The organism is Cobetia amphilecti, assembly GCF_032923285.1.
Classification (GTDB): Bacteria; Pseudomonadota; Gammaproteobacteria; order Pseudomonadales; family Halomonadaceae; genus Cobetia; species Cobetia amphilecti.
The window spans coordinates 2,267,445-2,284,405 of the sequence record NZ_CP136695.1; the positions used below are offsets into that span (position 1 = coordinate 2,267,445).

Genomic DNA, 16,961 nt, shown 5'->3' on the forward strand with positions numbered 1-16,961 from the left:
GGATATGATGCAATGCTAGAGCGAATATCGAGCACAGGAATCCACTTCATGTGGCTCGCAACAAGGAGAGAGCAATGGCACTGAAGATTCTGGTCTTTCTGGGGTCGGTGCGGACCAGCACACCCCCCGCACCTGCACGTCTTGGGGAAAGGGTCGCCAGGTGCTGCGTCGCACAGCTCGAGGAAAGTGGCCATGAGGCGGTATTGATCGATCCACTCGATTACGATCTGGCAGACCCCTTCAAGCCGCTGTTCTCCTATGCGCAGCGCAATGCCCCCCAGGACTTGCTCAACCTCGCCCAGCAGATCGAAGCGGCGGATGGGTACGTGATGGTCAGCCCCGAGTACAACCACTCCATGAGTCCGGCGCTGGCCAATCTCCTGAATCACTTCGGCAGCTCGCTTTACTCCTACAAGCCCTCGGTGATCGCGACCTATTCCGCAGGGCAGTGGGGTGGAGTGCGAGCAGCGGTCAACATGCGCACCTTCCTCTCGGAGCTGGGCTGCTTGCCGGTCTCGGCGATGATTCACGTGCCTCGGGCGCAGGAAGTGCTCAATGAAGATGGCGGCTACGCCGAGAATCAGGATGCCCGGGAATGGGGCGGCTATCTCGGGCGCGCCTTCGAACAACTTGCCTGGTGGGCGAATGCCGCCAGGCGTTATCACGAGAGCGAAGACGGTGAGAAGCGCCCCGGCGCCTTCACGCGTAATCCCTCGCAGCGCAACGCGCCTTGAAGGAGTGATAGCGTCCCTTGTCTCGAAAAAATGGGTAATACAGCAAAAAGGGACTGCCTAGGCAGTCCCTTTTTGCTGTATTCCTTCAAGGTTCTCGCAAATTCAATCCGTCAGTGCTTTCACGTCAGTGCCGCGCCACCATCACTGCGTAGGTCGTGGGCCGCCTCGACCTGACCGTCCGGGTGGCGCATCACGGCACCGGCGTGCCCCAGGGTGTCGCTGAAGGCCTCATCGAGGACTTCCACTTCATGGCCCATGGCTGCGAGTGTCTGAGCTATTTCGCCCGCGAGGCGCGATTCGAGCTTGAGGCTGGTGCTGACATCGCCCCAGGTGCGGCCGAGCAGCCAGCGCGGCGCGCTGATCGCGGCCTGCAATGACATGCCGTGACGGGCGATGCGCGTGAAGACAGCCGCCTGAGTCTGCGGTTGGCCTTCACCGCCCATGGTGCCGAAGGCCATCACACGGCCATCATCGAAGCAGGCCAGTGATGGATTGAGGGTATGGAAGGGCTTGCGGCCCGGTGCCAGGCTGCGCAGTCTGTCCGGTGCCAGATCGAACGCCAGCCCACGGTTCTGCCACATCACGCCGCTGCTCGGCAGCACCATGCCACTGCCGAACTCCCAATAGACGCTCTGGATGAAGCTGACGGTGGTGCCGTCACTGTCCGTCGCGCCCATCCAGATGGTGTCGCCTTCGGCGGGCTCGTGCGGCCAGCCAAGCGCGGACTGCATGTCGATCATCTCGGCCTGGCGGGCGAGGGCTTCCGGAGAAAGCTGTGCCTGTTGCGTGGCGATGCTGCCTTCGAGGCTGCCCTCGAGCGCCCCCTCGATGCATTCCGGCGAGGTGATCAGGCTGTCGCGTACCAGGAAGGCACGCTTGGTGGCTTCGATCAGCGCATGCAGGTGACGTGGCGTGTTGCCGTCCGCCTCGCTGATGCCGTGCGTCGCGCTCAATGCATCGTAGAGCCCCAGAATCATCAGTGTCGCGAGGCCCTGGGTCGGGGCGGGCAGGTTGTATACCTCACTGTCACGCAGGCGGACCTTGAGCGGCGTGACGCGCTGGGCGCGATAGCCGTTGAGGTCTGCCAGGCGCAGCGGGCTGCCGGCGGCTTCCAGCTCCTGTGCCATGCGCGTGGCAAGCTCACCACGATAGAAGTCCTCAAGACCGGCATCTGCCAGACGCGAGAGCGTTGCGGCCAGCGCCGGCTGACGCAGCCGCGCGCCTTCTTCCAGCGCGATCGGCTCACCTGACTCACTCTGACCCAGATAGCGCTCAGCGAAGCCGGGCTGCTGCGAGAGCACGGCCAGGTGTTTTTCGCTGAGTGCCTTCTGGCTGGCGCTGACGGCCACGCCATCATTGGCATGCCGGATGGCATGACTCAACAATGTCGAGAGCGCAAGGGACGAGCGCTCAGCCGCCGAGGTCTCGTTCGAGAAGGCCAGCGCTTCCTGCCAGCCGCCGATGGTGCCGGCGACCGTCAGAGCCGAGAGCGGACCCCGGCTCGGAATACTGGCGCCATTCATCAGAGGGGCGCCCGTCGTGTCATCGGCGACACCGTAGCCTTGGGCGGCATAGAACTCGCGGCTGGCGAGTGCGGCAGCCGGGCCACAGGCATCGATGGCGATGGGAGCGAGACCGGGACGCTTGATCAGCCAGAAGCCGTCACCGCCGATGCCGTTCATGTGGGGGTAGACCACCGCGATGGTCGCGGCCATCGCGACCATCGCCTCGATGGCGTTGCCACCATCGCGCAGAATATCGCGGCCCGCTTGCGCCGCCAGATGATGGGGCGCGGCGCAGGCGCCGCCAAAACCACGTCGGGTATGAATCATGGCGTCTTGCTCCTGAGGATTCCGTTGTTGTTATTGAGCGTCCAGTGAGTCTCAGCTACCGGTGAACAGGTCGTAGAACATGCGCAGTGCCGTGAACATCAGGAAGATGGCGAAGACCTTCTTGAGCTTGGCGGCGTCCATCGCGTGGGCCAGCTTGGCACCGATCGGTGCACACAGCATGGTGGCCGGCACGATGGCGGCGAAGCCGAGCAGGTTGACGTAGCCGATGGAGCCCGGCAGCAGGTTCGGTTCACCGATGCCATTGAGCAGGAAGCTTGCGGTGCCCGGCAGGCTGATCACCAGACCCAGCGCCGCGCCCGTGCCGACGGCCAGGTGCATCGGGGTGCCCAGGGTGCTCAGGGTCGGCACGCTCAGGGTACCGCCGCCGATGCCCATCAGCGTCGAGACGCCACCGATGAAGGTACCCAGCGCGCCGCTGCCCAGCGGGCCCGGCAGGCCAGTGCCCAGCACGGTGGACTGACGGCGGAACATGTTGAGCGCGACCAGGAAGGCCACGGTGGCAAACAGCCCCATCAGTACCGCACCGCTGAACAGGTTGGAGAGCAGGCCGCCGATGATGACGCCGATGATCACGCCCGGCAGCAGGCGCTTGAGAATCGCCGGGTCAAGATTGCCCTTGGCGTAGTGGGCCCTGGCCGACATGATCGAGGTGGGGATGATGGTCGCAAGCGAGGTGCCGACCGCCTGGTGCATGCGCACCGCTTCATCGACGCCCAGCAGGCTGAACAGGTGAAAGAGCACGGGCACGATGACGATGCCGCCGCCGACCCCCAGCAGGCCGGCCATCACGCCGGCGATCATGCCGGTAACGATCAGCGCGGCGATCAGGCCGAGAATCCAGTGCAGTGGATAGGCTGAGAACAGTTCCATGATGTTTCCTTGTCGTCCCCGTATGGCGCGGGGTGGTTCATTGCTGATGAAGGTTGCCGATGAACGCCATCGGCAGTCGATGCATGTCCCTGGAGCGCTGGCGGGTGTGCTGTCTCCAGGGGAGGCGAGCCGGTGGGCAGGCCACAAGACATTACGCGTTGCTGAATTACCTTTCCAATGGCCTTTGCGCTGAATCCCTCGTCAAGTGTCCCGAAATGCGCCGGTACATGGATTGCCGGCTTACCAGCCGATTGCTTCCGGCAGCCAGGTGGCGAGTCCCGGGAAGCAGAACAGCAGCACGACTGCCGCAGCCTGCAAGCCGACGAAGGGCAGAACACCGAGATACAGATGGCGGGTGGTGACTTCCGGTGGTGCGACGCCCTTGAGGAAGAACAACGCCCAGCCGAAGGGTGGCGTCAGGAAGGACATCTGCAGATTCATTGCCACCAGCACGCCCAGCCATACCATGTCGGTGCCATAGCCGATGAAGACCGGCAGGAACATCGGCAGCGCGATGTAGCTGATCTCGATCCACTCCAGGAAAAAGCCGAGCACGAAGAGTATCACCATCAGGAATATCAGCGCGCCCAGTTCGCCGCCCGGCAGCAGGCTGAACAGGTCGTGCACCATGTTCTCGCCGCCCAGGCCGCGGAAGGCCAGCGAGAAGGGCTGCGCGCACAGCAGAATGAAATAGACCATGGCGGTGATGGTCAGGGTCGAGTGCAGACAGGCCTTGAGCATGGTGAAGTCCAGCCGCCGCGCCAGCAGCGCGATCAGCATGCTGCCCAGCGCCCCCATGGAGGCCGCCTCGGTGGGGGCGGCCACGCCACCCAGAATCGAGCCGAGTACCGCGAACACCAGCAGCAGCGGTGGAATCACGCTGCGTGCCAGATCGCGCAGCAATTCCTTCATGCCGCCGGCGGCGGCGCGTTCTTCCGCGGGAATGGCGGGCACGAGTTCCGGCTTCCACCAGCCCAGCACCAGCAGGTAGACGATGTAGATCACCGCGATGGCCAGGCCTGGCACGAAGGCGGCGGCAAACAGGGTGCCGACGGATTCGCCGAGAATTTCCGACAGCAGGATCAGCACCAGGCTCGGCGGAATGATCTGCCCCAGGGTGCCGGAGGCGCAGATGGTGGCCGAGGCCACGCCCGGGTGATAGCCGCGACGCAACAGGGTTGGCAGCGTCAGCATGCCGACGGTGACCACCGTCGCGCCGACGATGCCGGTAGAGGCCCCCATCAGCACGCCGACCAGGATGATCGCGATGCCCATGCCGCCATTCACGCCGCCCATGGCGCGCCCGATGGTCTCGAGCATGTCCTCGGCGACCCGCGATTTCTCGAGCATGACCCCCATGAAGACGAACAGCGGTATCGCCAGCAGGGTGTAATTGGTGACCACGCCATACAGGCGCGCCGGCATCAGGCTGAACAGCAGCGGGCCAAAGCCTGCCAGTCCCGCGACGAAACCGGCCACGGCCAGGGAAATCGCGACCGGAATGCCGATCAGCATCAGCACCAGGAAGCCGCCGATCATGGCCAGTGCAATCCACTCGTTGGGGCTCATGGCGTCACCTCGCGTTCCAGGTCACCGTCGATGGGCTTGCCGGACAGCACCAGCAGCGCGCGCAGGCAATCTGCCACGCCCTGCAGCGCAAGCGCGGCGAATCCGAGGGGAATGAAGGCCTTGAGCAGATAGCGATAGGGCAGGCCGCCGGGGTCGGGCGAGCCTTCCATCAGCTGCCAGGACTGCTCGGTGTAGCTCAGGCCCAGCCAGGCGATGGCGGCGCCGATGGCGATGGTCATCAGCGCACCGATCAGATCCACCAGCGCGCGGCCCTTGAGAGAGAAACGGTCATAGAAGACATCGACGCGAACGTCGGCGCGATGCTTGAGGGCGTAGGAGATGCCCAGCAGCGCGATGGGAGAAATCAGGTGCCACTCGAATTCCTGGAGTGGCACGGGGCTGATGCTGAAGAAGTAACGCAGCAGCACGTTACCGGCGACCAGCAACACGAGCGCCAACAGCGAGTAACGGGCGATGACGCCCAGTCGCTCGATGATGCCCTCGAGAAAATGGATGACGTACAGCATGGCATGGCCTCATGAACGCCACGACGGGACAGGTCGTGGCGTTGGACAGGGAAGCAGGAAGACGGAAAAGGCGTTTGCGCTCGGGGCTTGTACCTTGAGTTCGCCCCCGCAGCGCAGCGAAGGGCGAGTTCATCGGGCGACGGGTCTGAACGCGAGACGCGAGTCGACAGGTGCGAGCCGCGAGCCGCGAGACCCGAGACACCAGGCGTCAGAGCGCCAGGAAGGTCTTCTCGCTGACGGCGGCCCATTCCTTGTGCTGGTCGCGGAAGGCCATGAAGGACTCGTGGACGCGCGCGGTATCCGGATCAGCCGCCGCCATGTCGGTCAGCGTCTTCTCGGTGACTTCCTTGAGGCGCGCTACTACCGCGTCCGGCAGCGGCTGGGCTGTGACGCCTTCGTGGTCGACCAGATCATTGAGCGCCTCGGCATTCACCGACTCGCACCAGGCCTGGCTCTCGACGTTGCACGCCTGGGCGGCGGCCTTGACGATGGCCTGCAGGTCTTCGGGCAGGCCCTCCCAGGCCGCCTTGTTGATCATCAGCTCGGTGACGTTGGTCGGCTCGTGCCAGCCGGTGGTGTAGTAGTACTTGGCGGCCTTCTGCAGCCCCAGACGGCGATCCTGATAGGGGCCGACGAACTCGGCGGCATCGATGACGCCACGTTCCAGCGCCGGGAAGATCTCTCCGCCGGGCAACAGACGCACGGCCACGCCCAGTTCGGCGTAGACCTTGCCGGCCAGCCCCGGGATACGCATCTTCAGGCCCTTCAAGTCCTCGACCGTATTGATCGGCTTACGGAACCAGCCGGTCATCTGCACGCCGGTATTGCCCATCGGGAAGGCGATCAGCCCCTTGGGGGCGTAGAGCTCATGCCACAGCTCCAGACCGCCACCGTGATACAGCCAGGCGTTCATGCCCTGGGTATTCATGCCGAAGGGCACGGTAGTGAAGTACTGGGCGGCGGGAATCTTTCCGGCCCAGAAATAGGCATTGCCGGCGTTCATCTCCACCACGCCACTGGCGACGGCATTGAAGCCCTCCAGAGCCGGAATCAGCTCACCGGCCGCGAAGTGCTGGATCTTCATGCGCCCACCGGACATGGCCTCCACCTTGCGGCAGAAGTCGGTCGGGCTGCCCGGACCCTCGACATAGAAGGGCGAGCCCGGACCATAGGCATTGGTCATCTTCCATTGATAGGTCTTGTTGGATTCCGCGCGCACGATGGCGGGCGCACCCATCACGAGTCCAGCGGTTGAGGTTGCCAGTGCGGCACCCAGGAACTTGCGACGATCGAATGTCATGGGAGGATCTCCTGCGGACGGATGACCAGTAATGCCCTTGCGACAGACTGCTTTGAATGCTCTGTGTGAAAGAGTCTTCTGTCTCAAGGGGTGCCTGTACGGCATGCCGACATCGAGGCCGGCGATCTTGTTGTGTAGGTGTTTCTGCATGTTCTTGAGTAGCGTTGCCTGTCATTTGTCAGCCAGGAGGCTGCCATTTGTCAGTGGGCTACACGGATGACATTGCAAGGCATGTGCCATTTGGCGCGCAGGGAGATTTATTCTTTATTTTCAATCGATTGCATGGGGATTCTGGGCGTTGTGTTCCGCTGATGGAGCGTGAGTGCGCCCTTGGCGTTGCCCAAGTGAGGCCGAGGCAGCACTGATTGGCAAAGTTCAGGGCCTGACAAATGTCAGGAGATGACGCCTGTCGCGGCATTTGTTCACCGATAGCGACGGGCAGGGTGACATCTGGCTCACGAATGTGGGGTGGGGATGATCAATTGTCATGCTCGCGACCTGATGGTGCGTGCGATCGATCATGGTGCATCACGTCGGCAGGCATCCGGCGTGATCGCACGCGCGCCGCTGACGACAGCCGGAGTGACCGGTGGCATCATGCGGCTTTGTCCCGATGGAGTCCTGGATGTCACCTCATGAACCTGAAGAGCCCGCCGCCCACTCGCTGTCTTCGCCTGTCGCCGCCTCGGTGACGAAGACTGCCGGGTCTCGCCAGCTCATCACGCCCGGGGCGCCCACAGGGGCACCGGTGCCGCGCATCCTGCTGGTCGCCATCCTGGTGGTGATGGCGGTGCTTGCCTGGTGGGAAGCGCCCCAGCAGTGGGCGCTGGATTTTCTCGACGCTACCCTGGGGCAGGCCTTCAGCGCCTTCGCCATCGCCAAGGGCCTGAACGCCACCATCTCGGTGCTGCAGTCCTCGACCATCGATCTGCAGGTCTTTCAGGTCTCGCCCGGGGAAGCACTTGACCCCGCCAATGACATGATCGAACGCTTCTCGTGGGTGATGTTCGCCGCCACCGGTTCGCTGGCCCTCCAGAAGCTGCTGTTGGGCATCTCCGGTTCCGTGATCATCAAGGCGTTCGCCAGTGGGGCCTGCCTGCTGGCGGCGCTGGGGCTACTTACCGGCAGTCGCCAATCGGGCGAGGGGCTGCATCCCCGCCATCGTTGGTGGCAGGTGGCCATCCTGCGCGTGGCCCTGTGGGGAATTGCGCTGCGCTTCGCGGTGCTGAGTGTCGCGCTGGCCAGCGGTGCGGCGGGGCAGGCCTTTCTCGATGACAGTCGCGACACCCAGATGGCGCAGTTGAGCGTGACCCAGCAGCAGCTGGCGGAAGTCGCTGACCAGCAGGTAGGAGGTGCGCAGGAAGAGCGCAGCTGGTGGCAGCAGTTCAAGGGCAGCATGGAAGGCTGGGTCGGTGGGCCGATCACCAGTGTCACCCAAGGCTTCGATGCCATGACCGACAAGGTGATCGATCTCACCATGCTGTTCATCACCCAGACGGTGTTGTTTCCGCTCGGTTTTCTGTGGGCCGGGCTGCGCCTGTTGCGTGGGCTTGGTCGCTTGCGATGAATCTTGCCCTCACGTGATGAACCTTGACCTCATGTGATGAACTTGGCCCTCACGTCGTGAACCTCGTCCTCACATGATGAATCTTGCCCGAATGCCTCAAGCCGTGCCGCGCCTAGAGGCGTGCGCCACCCCGGCGATGCTTGACGCGGGTCATCAGTGACTTGCAGTCCACCGAGAGGATTTCGTCGCGATTGAAGATATGCACGCGCACGAAGGCATCGAAGGCCTCATAGCTGTCGGTGAGAGTGTGGATGTGCAGGCTTTTCAGGTCGCTCATGATGTAGAGGCTGACCACCTCGACGCAGGCGGAGAGTTCCTCGGCGATGCGTTCGATAGCGCTGGGAGCGACGGTCAGATCCACGAAGGTGGAGATGCCCTTGCCGAGCTTGTCGGGGTTGATGACGGCGGTGAACTGTTCGATCACGCCGCTCTCGACCAGCGCCTGGACGCGGCTGCGCGCATGCGCACGCGAAATGCCGAGCTTGCGGGCGATATCGGCGTAGGACATGCGACCGTCCTTGATCAGCAGGTTGAGCAGCTCACTGTCGGTGCGGTTGAGATTCATGGGCCAGGGTCTCGACGGTCTTTGTTGTAGTGGTGCGCATGCCTTATCAAACCTGTGCGATCCGCACTTGTATAGTCCGACTTCCGCCTCTGACGAGGATAGTCCGGCTCTGGAAACCACAACGGGACGCCTTGGCGTCCCGTTGTCATGTGCATGTTTAGAGCAGAGGCCTTGAGCGTCACTGATAGGCGATCTCGCCCTGGGGCGCGTATGCCGCGACGTCGATCGGGCTCTGCTCGGCAAGGTAGGCCTTGAGCACATCGGCATCGACGAAGCCGGTATCCAGGTAACCCGGCAGGTCAGTGACCTTCGGATAGCCATCCCCGCCGGCGGCATTGAAGCTCGGGACGGTGAAGCGATACTGCGCGTCCATGGCCAATGGCTGGCCCTGAATCATCACCTCGGAGACGCTGCCTTCCTCGCGATTGACGCGCAGGCTGACGCCGACGAACTGGGCATAGGCGCCGGAGTCCACCGGTTGGGTGGCCACCGCCTCGAGATACTCGAGCACCTCGCTACCTGACATGGTCACGACCCCCACGGTGTTGCCGAAGGGCAGCACGGTCAGCACATCCTTGTAGGTGATCTCGCCTGCGGGCAGCGAGGCGCGCACGCCACCTGCGTTCATCACGCCGAAGTCGGCCTTGCCGGCCTGCATGGCGGCGGTGGCGATCAGACGTCCCAGGTTGGTCTGGGCAAAGCGCACCACGTTGCGATCGCCTTCCAGCTTGCCGTCGCTCTGCGCGACCGTGACGTTGAGCTGCGCCTGGCCCTTTTCCTGATAGGGGCGCAGGAATTCGCGCAGTTCGCTGTCCTCGGCGATTTCCTCCGCGACCAGCACCTTTCTGCGCTCGCCATTCTCCTCGACGGTCTTCTTGAAATTCACCGGAATCAGCTGATAGTTGACCATGGTCAGCTCGCCATTGCGGAACTCGTAATCGGCGCGTCCCACGTACTTGCCCCATTCATGCGCCTGGACGATGTAGGTGCCGTTCTGGCGGTCCGGCTGGCAATCATCGCCGGGCGCAAAGTCCGCCATCCGGTTGGCGCCCTCCATGCAGACCGGCTCCTGGGAGTGGCCACCGACGATCATGTCCAGTTCGCCATAGGGCAGATAGCGCGCCAGCGAGACATCGCCCGGCGCATTGATGCCATGCTCGGCATTCTGATAGTGGCCCATGTGGGTGACGGCGAAGATCAGGTCCGGCTGCTCATGCTCGTTGAGCTCCTCGATGGCCTTGCGCGCCTCTTCCTTGGGGTCACGGAAGTCGAGATTGCTGAAGTATTCGGGGTTGCCGATACGCACGGTGTCTTCGGTGGTCAGGCCGATCACCGCGATCTGGATGCCATGCTCATCGAAGATCTTCCAGGGCGAGAACAGGCGCTCGCCGCTGGTCTTGTCGTAGATGTTGGCGGCCAGCATCGGGAAGTCGGCCCAGTCGCGCTGCTTGAGCAGCACCTCCAGCGGGTTGTCGAATTCATGGTTGCCCACCGCCATGGCGTCGTAGCCGATGCGGTTCATGCCCCTGAAGTCGGGTTCGGCCTGCTGGAGATCGGATTCCGGCACGCCGGTATTGATGTCGCCACCGGACAGCAGCAGCACGCTGCCGCCTGCGGATTCCACCTCGGCGCGGATGCGGTCGACCAGCGTCTTGCGCGCCGACATGCCGTATTCGCCATCACTGCTTTGCCAGAAGCGTCCGTGGTGGTCGTTGGTGTGCAGCACCGTCAGGTGATAGGTGGTGTCGGCCTGCCATTCATGGCCCGCCTGGCTGGCACAGGCACTCAGCGTACTGAGCAATGCAGCCCCCAGCAGGGCCTTCAGCGCCATGCGCGAGCGGGGGGATGCGCGCAAGCCCGGCGCGTGTGATGAGATGAGTCGAGTATTCAGCATGAGCGATACGTTCCTTGTGTCTGGCTCCGAGGCGCAATGGCGCGTTCCAATCTATAAGTGCTGATTGTAAGAGTACTGATTGCAAGAGTGCTGATTGTAAGAGTGTTGATGGTAAAACTGCTTGAAGGGTGGAGACGGCATGAACAACCCCATGCAGTCTGCCTCATTGCTGTGGAGATTGGATGACCGACACCCGAAGTGCGAACTTTCTAGACCGACATGAAAAAACCGGCCAATGAAGCGCCGGTTCTTTCATGTCTCATTGCTGCGCCTGCGGGTCAGGCGTGCTCCTGGTCCGCGCTAATGCTGTCGGTGGACTCACGCTCACTCGCTTTTGGGTTGAACACCTCGGCGTCTTCCATCTTCGGCAGCAGCAGCTCGGCGATGATGGCGGTCAGGCCGCCCATGGTGATCGGCGAGCGCAGCGCATCGGCGAAGGCGCCCGGAATGGCGTTCAGCACATCCGGCACCATGCCGACGCCAAGCCCCAGCCCCAGGGCCAGCGCGATGATCATCATCTCGCGACGCCCGATGGGCTGCGCCATCAGGATGCGGATGCCGGACACCGCGATCAGCGCGAACATCAGCGTAGTGGTGGCACCGAGCACCGGACGCGGCATCTGGGTCAGCAGGGTGGCGATGAAGGGCGACAGGCCCAGCAGCAGCAGGAAGCCGGCCACGTAGCGGCCCACATGGCGACTGGCGATGCCGGTCAGCTGGATCACGCCGGTGTTCTGACTGAAGGTGGTGTTGGGGAAGGTGCCGGCCAGCGCGCCGAGCGCGGAATTCAGGCCATCGCCCAGCACGCCGCCGCGCAGACGCTTCTGGTGCAGCTCATCATCCACGGCCAGACCCGAGGCGCGTGCGCTGCCGGTGAGGTCACCGACCGTCTCGATGGCGGTGATCATGAAGATGAAGGCCACCGGCAGGAAGGCGGCCAGCGAGAAATCGAAGCCGGTATTCAGGGTCGCCGGATGCGGCAGAGCCAGCAGGACGGTATCGGCCAGCTGCGGTGCATCATAGAGGCCACCGATGGCGGCGATGACGCAACCGACGGCCATGCCGATGAAGATGGAGGCGATTCTCAGCCACGGATGACGCGAGACCTGGCAGGCCAGCACCGTGATCAGCACACAACCGGCCAGCGCCAGATTGGCGGGCGCACCGAAGTCCTCGGCGCCGAAGCCGCCGCCGATATCCGTCATGCCCACTTGGATCAGGCTCAGGCCGATCAGCATCACCACCACGCCGGTGACCACGGGCGTGATGACCCGCTTGAGCCACGGCAGCACCGTGCCCAGCGCCATCTCGATCAGGCTGCCCGCCAGGCAGGTGCCGAACAGCACCGCCAGTACCTGTTCGTCACTGGCATTCTGCGATCGAGCGATCAATCCGGCGGTGATCAGCGCGGACACGAAGCTGAAACTGGTGCCCTGGATGCTCAACAGCCCTGAGCCGAACGGGCCGATGCGCTGGGACTGGATCCAGGTGGCGACCCCGGAGACCACCAGTGCCATCGACAGCAGGCTGGCGGTGTAGGCATCGAGGCCCAGCGCGCTGGTGATGATCAATGTCGGTGCAATGATACCGGCCAGACTGGCCAGCAGATGCTGGGCGCCGGCGAGGGCCGAGATGGGGACCGACGGGCAGCTTTCGAGGCCGAGCAGTGGTTCGTCGATCCCCTTGGAATCGGAAGAGGATTGGCTCATGTGACGCTCCTTGTTCTGCTCGCGGTGCAATGGCGGAAATGGTGTCGGGCACTGGAGTGTTCAGCGCGGGCAGCCAATTATAAGCAAGATGTGAACCAAGTTCAGTGCTCGTATCGATTTTTCCATCACTTGTTGCGTGTCCCGCGGCCAGGCCAGGGGATGAGCAGGCCAAGCCCGTGTGTCACAAACGCAAGATCCCCGCCGGGCGTCATGCCCGGCGGGGATCTGTCTGCGTTCTCGCGGCGCCTTTTCTGAGCGAAGGTACGCCCAGCGGCTCAGCGGCTCAGCGGCTCAGCGGCTCAGGGCGTCAGCAGGCGCTGGATATTGAGGCTGATCTCGCCTTCGCCGAAGGTGCTCAAAAAGCCCTGGAAGTGTTCGGTGGCCACGTGGGCTTCGATAGCGTCTTCATCCCACCATTCTTCCAGTACCACGAAGTCGCCTTCCGGTACCGGCTCACCTTCCGCGACGTTCTTGTCAATCGCGAAGAATTCGTACTGCAGGCAGCCCTTGTCGGACTGGCTCTTCTCGACCAGTTCGGCGAGAGCATCGCGTGCCTTGTCCTGCTGGTCGGCGGGGAAGGTCAGTGTCGCGATAAGCTTGATGGACATGGCATGAATCCTGTCGTGGGCGTAGGAAGTGGACGTAACAGATGGGCGAAACGAATTAGGCACGCAAGCCGGCCATCGCCGCCGGGAATGCACTGCGCTGGCCTGCCACGAAAAGGTGGCATGTCCGACATCGGGATGCAATGCGGCGGGCACGGGCGGCGACTTGCCCCCCGGGCCCGCCGTTGGCCCGCAAGGCGGACACGTCGATGTCTTGCGGACAGCTGCTGTGAACAGATCTTTAGAATCGCGCTCTTGAGCGCGAGCTGCTGAGAGCCCGGCCTTGAGAGCCCGACCTTGAGGGCGAGTCTTACAGGCGAGTGAAGATCTCGTCTGCCGGCAGACGGGACTTGGGCAGCTCGGCATTGAAGTCGTCAGCGGCGCGGTAACCCAGGCTCACGGCGACCAGGGCGTTGAAGCCTTTCTCGCGCAGGCCGAATTCCGCATCCAGCGCTACCGGGTCGATGCCTTCCAGCGGCACCGCATCGATGTTCAGGCTGGAGGCCGCATACAGCAGGCTGCCGTAGTTGAGGTAAACCTGCTTGTCCATCCAGTGCTGCAGGTCCTTGAGGTCATGACGGTGCAGGTCGATGAACAGACGACGCGCGCCGTCCATCATCGCGCTGAATTCGTCATCCTTCTTGAAGCGGCCATCAGACGCTTCGGTGTCCAGCAGGTGGTTCAGGTAGTCGTCGTCCAGGGTGGAGCGAGTGCAGAACAGCACGACGTGAGACGCATTGGTGATCTTCGGCGAGTTGAAGGCGTACTTGTCATCGGTTCCGGCGCGCGCGAAGCGCTGCTTGGCATCGTCGGATTCCAGCACCAGGAAGTGCCACGGCTGGGAATTGACGCTGGAGGCGCTCAGGCGCATCACGTTTTCCAGTTCCTGCCAGTCGGCGGCGCTGATCTTGCGTGCCGGATCGAAGGCCTTGGTGGAATAACGACGTTGCATGATGGCGGTGGGAGTCATGATGATGGTCCTCGTAGTGGCAGGCCAGTCGCTGAGCGTCCATGACCTTTTGGAAGAAGATGTCGCCATCATAGCGAGTGGATTCAGCGTTGAGTATCCGCGTTGCGCGCATCTTTAAGATGAAAAAATGGCACCAATCCCGAGAATTGGTGCCATATGTCAATTACTTGTCATCGCTGTGATGCTTTCATGGCATTAATGCTGCGACAGGCTCTCTGGATGGCGTATCAGAAGAAGCACTCAGCATCAGGCCATGCAGCTTGCGGCACTGGCCCGCCACATGGACTTCGCGTATCACGCGGTCGTCGCCCAGCATCATCAATGCGAACAGCACCTCCTGCAGCGACACCTGGCTGGACTGACCCCAGCGAGTGCGCCGTGCCAGCAAGGGCGTGGCGGCGGGGTCGAGCACGATGACATCGGCTTCCATGCCCGGACGCAGGTTGCCGACCTTGTCTTGCAGGCGCATGGCGCGCGCATTGCCCAGTGTCAGTTGATAGAAGCCCTGCCAGGGTGTCAGCGGTTGGTTGGCGCGTGACGCAAGCCCCGCCACATCATGAGCGACCGCGCCGTGAAGCTGGCCGACCTGATAGGCGGCCTTGAGGCTCTCCAGCTGACACAGGCTGGAGCCACCGCCGACATCGGTGGCGATGCTGATGTTCATGCCCATGGCGCGGGCACTGGTGCGATCGAAGAGTCCGCTGCCGAGAAACAGGTTGGAGGTCGGGCAGAAGGCGATGCTGGCGCCACGATCCGCGATGCGCTGGCGCATGCCATCGTCCAGGTGGATACCGTGGGCGAAGGTGGTGCGCTCATGGCTCAGGCCGACATCCTCATAGACCGCCAGATAGTCCCGAGCGTCGGGGAACAGCTCGGCGACCCACTTCACCTCATCGAGATTCTCGGCCAGGTGGGTCTGCAGGTGCAGGTCCGGCTGGCTCTTGAGCAGTTGGCCGGCAGCCTTCAGCTGCTCGGGCGTGGAGGTCGGCGCGAAGCGCGGCGTCAGCACATAGCCGAGGCGGTCACGCCCGTGCCAGTCGGCGATCAGGCGCTCATCGTCCTTGAGCGCGGCGACTCCGGAGTCCAGTAACTCGGGCGGGGCGTTGCGGTCCATCATCACGCGCCCGGCGTGTACGCGCATGTGGCGCGCCCGGGCAGCCCGGAACAGGGCATCGGCACTGCTGGCATGTGAGGTAGCGAACACCTGGGCGCTGGTCGAGCCATGACACAGCAGCGCATCGAGGAAGGCATCGGCGACCTCGGCGGCATGTGCGGGGGCGGCGAAGCGCTGCTCGGCGGGGAAGGTGTAGGTGTTCAGCCAGTCAATCAGGCAGTGGCCGTAGCTTGCGATGATATCCAGCTGCGGGAAGTGCACATGGGTATCGATGAAGCCCGGCATCATCAGGCCTTCGACGTTGCGCGGCGGACACAGGCGCATCAGCTCGCCCACGGCCTCATGCCGGGCAAGCGAGTGATGATCCCCCACGGCGACCACATGGCCTGCATGCATCACCAGCAGCGCATCGGTGTAGTGTTCGACGGCGCGTGCCAGGGTCGCCGCCATGTCAGAGGCTCGGCTGTTGCTGTTTCCTTGATTGCTATCTTGCTTATCGTTGCCATCGCTCGAGGCCGCCTCACTCAGCATGGCGTCTGCAGGGTCGGCGACGAAATGCAGCAGTGCTCCGCGCAGCAGGCTGACGCAGGAAGCGTCCTTGGCGGCCGCGCGCAGGGCTGCCGTCAGGCGCTGCTCATCCAGGTGGCAGGCCGCAGTGTGCGACGTGTCTTGGTCAGTCATCATTCGGCCTTCTGTGTCGTTTCTGTCTGGTGCATCGCGTCAGGGGCAAAATGGGCGCGCAGCTGGCGGGCACCCTGACGCGTCAGCCCATGGCTGTCCAGTGACGTGCCATGTCCGGTGGCCTTGTCGGACGAGTTCAAGGCCGCTTCGTCACTGCGCCGCGCCTCGATCTGCAGCAGTTCCGCGACGACGCCAATCGCGATCTCCTCAGGGCGTTTGCCGGGAATGCCGGGCACGCCGATCGGGCAGCGAACGCGGGCGATCTGATGCTCCGCGAGATCGCCGCGCAGGCGCTGGCGAAAGCGCGCCCACTTGCTGCTGGAGCCGATCAGCCCCAGCGAGGCCAGGTCATCACGTGGTGCGAGCGCGGCGATCAACGCCTGGTCCTCGACATGGTCATGGGTCAATACCAGCACATGGCTGCCCGCCATCACGGGTAGTGACTCACTGGCGGGCGCGGCTTTCGCGGTCGGCAGGTAAGTCAGGATATTGAACGCCTGACGCTCTACACGGCCCTCACAACCCGCGGGGGTCGTGGCGGCCGTGAGCTGCTCGGGGCGTGAGTCCCGCCAGTCGATCTGCCAGCCCAGCGGTGCCAGCAGCGTGACGATCGCCTGTCCGACATGACCGGCGCCGAACAGGGCCAGCCGTGGCGCAAGCGCCGGGTACAGCTCGATCAGCACCTGCACATGGCCGCCGCAGCATTGCTGGGCATGCTGGCCGAGTGCGATCTCCTCGAGCAGGCAGCCTGACTGCCCTCGGGCCAGCATCTCGCGGGCGCGCTCCACCACCAGCTGCTCCAGCCGACCGCCGCCGAGGCTGTCGTGCAGCGTATCGGGGGTGATCAGCATCTTGCTGCCGGCACCACGCGGAGCAGAACCCGCCACCGTCACCACGGTGGCCAGTGCATGCGCCGTCAATGCTGCCTGGGCCTCGGCGAGCGCCTGATACCAGCGGTCGGTCGCGGCACTCTTTGCATTCATGACGGCACTCTTGTCGACAT

General features: G+C 63.5%; 14 protein-coding genes. 2 read left to right on the plus strand and 12 right to left on the minus strand.

All coding sequences use genetic code 11. The annotated features are described in order from the left end of the window. Positions 1-74 precede the first annotated feature (74 nt). Positions 75-734, plus strand: a complete 660-nt coding sequence (locus tag R1T44_RS09740) for an NADPH-dependent FMN reductase (protein WP_317291924.1) — start codon at positions 75-77, stop codon at positions 732-734. A 119-nt stretch (positions 735-853) separates the two neighbouring features. Here the strand turns inward: R1T44_RS09740 and R1T44_RS09745 are convergent, their stop codons facing one another. From R1T44_RS09745 to R1T44_RS09765, 5 genes are all read right to left on the minus strand, one after another. Beyond that, complete coding sequence (locus tag R1T44_RS09745) at positions 854-2,566, minus strand: gamma-glutamyltransferase family protein (protein ID WP_317291925.1); 1,713 nt, start codon at positions 2,564-2,566, stop codon at positions 854-856. A 51-nt stretch (positions 2,567-2,617) separates the two neighbouring features. After that, positions 2,618-3,457 carry a sulfite exporter TauE/SafE family protein gene (locus R1T44_RS09750; RefSeq protein WP_054556070.1) on the minus strand — a complete coding sequence of 280 codons (840 nt, stop codon included), beginning with the start codon at positions 3,455-3,457 and terminating at the stop codon, positions 2,618-2,620. Positions 3,458-3,697: 240 nt separating this feature from the next. Further along, complete coding sequence (locus R1T44_RS09755; RefSeq protein WP_317291926.1) at positions 3,698-5,026, minus strand: TRAP transporter large permease; 1,329 nt, start codon at positions 5,024-5,026, stop codon at positions 3,698-3,700. Further along, a complete protein-coding gene (locus tag R1T44_RS09760; protein WP_317291927.1) occupies positions 5,023-5,553 on the minus strand; it encodes a TRAP transporter small permease subunit in 531 nt (176 codons plus the stop codon). The genes R1T44_RS09755 and R1T44_RS09760 overlap by 4 nt, the downstream gene beginning before the upstream one ends. A gap of 208 nt (positions 5,554-5,761) precedes the next feature. Then, positions 5,762-6,853 (minus strand): TRAP transporter substrate-binding protein, encoded by a 1,092-nt coding sequence (locus R1T44_RS09765; protein ID WP_317291928.1) that lies wholly within the window; start codon positions 6,851-6,853, stop codon positions 5,762-5,764. Between the two features lie 625 nt (positions 6,854-7,478). Here R1T44_RS09765 and R1T44_RS09770 point away from each other — a divergent pair. Continuing rightward, positions 7,479-8,420, plus strand: a complete 942-nt coding sequence (locus R1T44_RS09770) for a hypothetical protein (protein ID WP_317291929.1) — start codon at positions 7,479-7,481, stop codon at positions 8,418-8,420. Between the two features lie 112 nt (positions 8,421-8,532). Here R1T44_RS09770 and R1T44_RS09775 read toward each other — a convergent pair whose 3' ends face one another. The 7 genes from R1T44_RS09775 to xdhC form a co-directional block, all read right to left on the minus strand. Next, positions 8,533-8,985, minus strand: coding sequence for an Lrp/AsnC family transcriptional regulator (locus R1T44_RS09775; RefSeq protein WP_317291930.1), 453 nt, complete (start codon positions 8,983-8,985; stop codon positions 8,533-8,535). 178 nt (positions 8,986-9,163) lie between these two features. Then, a complete protein-coding gene (gene ushA, locus R1T44_RS09780; protein WP_317291931.1) occupies positions 9,164-10,879 on the minus strand; it encodes a bifunctional UDP-sugar hydrolase/5'-nucleotidase UshA in 1,716 nt (571 codons plus the stop codon). A 278-nt stretch (positions 10,880-11,157) separates the two neighbouring features. Then, complete coding sequence (locus R1T44_RS09785; protein ID WP_317291932.1) at positions 11,158-12,588, minus strand: uracil-xanthine permease family protein; 1,431 nt, start codon at positions 12,586-12,588, stop codon at positions 11,158-11,160. Positions 12,589-12,887: 299 nt separating this feature from the next. Beyond that, positions 12,888-13,196, minus strand: a complete 309-nt coding sequence (locus R1T44_RS09790) for a putative quinol monooxygenase (protein ID WP_052384416.1) — start codon at positions 13,194-13,196, stop codon at positions 12,888-12,890. Between the two features lie 307 nt (positions 13,197-13,503). Then, positions 13,504-14,163, minus strand: coding sequence for an oxygen-insensitive NAD(P)H-dependent nitroreductase NfsB (locus tag R1T44_RS09795; protein WP_043333519.1), 660 nt, complete (start codon positions 14,161-14,163; stop codon positions 13,504-13,506). A gap of 187 nt (positions 14,164-14,350) precedes the next feature. After that, positions 14,351-15,961, minus strand: a complete 1,611-nt coding sequence (gene guaD / locus R1T44_RS09800; protein ID WP_317291933.1) for a guanine deaminase — start codon at positions 15,959-15,961, stop codon at positions 14,351-14,353. Continuing rightward, a complete protein-coding gene (gene xdhC / locus R1T44_RS09805; protein ID WP_317291934.1) occupies positions 15,958-16,941 on the minus strand; it encodes a xanthine dehydrogenase accessory protein XdhC in 984 nt (327 codons plus the stop codon). Before xdhC ends, guaD begins: the two co-directional genes overlap by 4 nt. Between the last annotated feature and the right edge of the window lie 20 nt (positions 16,942-16,961).